Raw genomic sequence first — 1874 nt, forward strand, 5'->3', positions numbered from 1 at the left:
TATGAATTTCTTTTACAATACAGTTATATTTTCAGATATTTCAGTATAAAGAGGTGATTCTTTGAAAAACAGTACCCTTTCATCAAGAAAACACCGCTCCTTAGAAACCAAGAAGAAACTATTACACTCTGGTTACACTATTTTTATAAATAATGGATTTCAAAAAACGACAATTACACAAATTATTAAACATGCAGAAACTGGTTACGGAACAGCATATGTATACTTCAAAAACAAAGATGATCTCCTAATTAGTTTAATGGAAGATGTTATGAATCGTTTTTATAATATCGCTGAACGCTCTTTTTCTCCACAAACAAAAGAGGAAGCACGTATAATGATCCAAAATCAAGTTAGAGCATTCCTGCAATTAGCAGATGAAGAACGCGCTATTTTGCAAGTTGTAGAGGAAGCGATAGGATTATCAAGAGAAATACGGCAAAAATGGGATGAGATTCGGGAACGTTTTATAACAAGCATTAAACAGGATATTACTTACTCTCAAGAAAGTGGATTAGCACAACCTAATTTAAATAAAGAGATTGTAGCACGCGGTTGGTTCGCGATGAATGAATCGTTTCTTTGGACTATTATGCAAAATGACAAAAAGATTAAATTAGAGGAAATTGTGTATACGTTAACGGAAATGTATACGATCGGGTTATATAAATAGCACACCTTCAATAAATAAGGTGTGCTATTTTACATCTATAAAAATATATTATCCGGGTATGGTAGTGCTAAAGGAGGCTTTTCAGAAAATGAGAAATATTGTAGTTTTAAAGATTCACCATCTATCGATTTCAGTTTTCCACTAGTAATTTCACATTCAAACACAACAACAATATATTCTACTTGATCGCCATTCGGATATATATGACGGAACCTTTCCCCTCCAAATACCCCTTTTTGTTTTTTTACTTGTACTTTCAATCCTGTTTCTTCCCATACTTCCCGAATTACTGCTTCTTCTGGAGTTTCTCCAGGTTCAATTGCTCCAGCTGGCAAACTCCAGTATTCTCCACCAGGATATTGAAATAAGATTTTCCCTTGCTCATTTTTAATAACAGCAGCTATACTCGGTATTAGAATTAGTTCACAGCCTAATTGCTCACGGATTTTTTTATAATATAGCGACATCGACATATAATTCTCTCCCACTCCAATAATAAACAACTGTATTTTCTGACACCTATTGTATAATAATACCAATAGCAATTTCTATATAGAAAGGATAAGAAAATGACCCAAGTACAACTAGTAAATAGCTTCCTATCGACAAAACAGCCTACTAGCTTAAAGTTTTTAAATGAGCTTATTAAAGCTCATCAAGAAAAAGTAAAGTGGGAAACTCTTACTAAAATAATCGACTAGGAAAAAGGTAATGAAACAGGTAATTATTTCCCTTCCATTGAGACATACATAAACCGCATTACAACAAAAGGTCTGGGCGGCACTTGTTGGACGCACTCGATTGGATTCCATTGGTTATTATCAAATCTTGGTTTTGATGTTCATTATATGTATATGGACCCCGGACATTTATGCTTACAAGTTAACTTAGACAAACCTTACTATGTCGATGTTGGTTACTGCGCGCCTTTATTCCAAGCTTACCCACTTTATGAATCTTTTCAAGTAAGTAATGTAAGAGAAACTTTCACTTATGAAATCTCAAATAATAGTATTGAAATTACTAGAAATCCAGGTCCCACAAAAACCTTACACACAGAACCAATACACTTATCAAGTATGAAAGAACTTATTTCAAGGTCTAACGATTGGCGTACATCTCCTGTACTAAAGAAAATTCAAATTTTCGGTTATATCGATGGCATTCCAACTTCTATAAATGATAATGTTTTAAAACAATA

At 33.4% G+C, this 1874-nt stretch carries 2 protein-coding genes and 1 pseudogene; 2 read left to right on the forward strand and 1 reads right to left on the reverse strand.

Annotation, left to right across the window (positions count from 1 at the left end; genetic code table 11):
* Positions 1–61 precede the first annotated feature (61 nt).
* On the forward strand, positions 62–673 hold the full coding sequence (locus tag ACQGS6_RS27540) for a TetR/AcrR family transcriptional regulator (protein WP_426965962.1): 612 nt from the start codon (positions 62–64) through the stop codon (positions 671–673).
* A 35-nt stretch (positions 674–708) separates the two neighbouring features.
* Here the strand turns inward: ACQGS6_RS27540 and ACQGS6_RS27545 are convergent, their stop codons facing one another.
* On the reverse strand, positions 709–1146 hold the full coding sequence (locus ACQGS6_RS27545; protein ID WP_000062913.1) for an NUDIX hydrolase: 438 nt from the start codon (positions 1144–1146) through the stop codon (positions 709–711).
* Positions 1147–1242: 96 nt separating this feature from the next.
* Between ACQGS6_RS27545 and ACQGS6_RS27550 the strand changes: the two are divergent.
* A pseudogene (locus tag ACQGS6_RS27550) lies at positions 1243–1874 on the forward strand (arylamine N-acetyltransferase); the annotation flags it as partial.

This window comes from Bacillus sp. GMs2/2, from assembly GCF_050172095.1.
GTDB lineage: Bacteria > Bacillota > Bacilli > Bacillales > Bacillaceae_G > Bacillus_A > Bacillus_A cereus.

What these genes read in the sequence shown, in the direction of transcription:
- ACQGS6_RS27545 (WP_000062913.1), bottom strand. Translation starts at nt 1,146, where the DNA reads ATGTCGATGTCGCTATATTATAAAAAAATCCGTGAGCAATTAGGCTGT.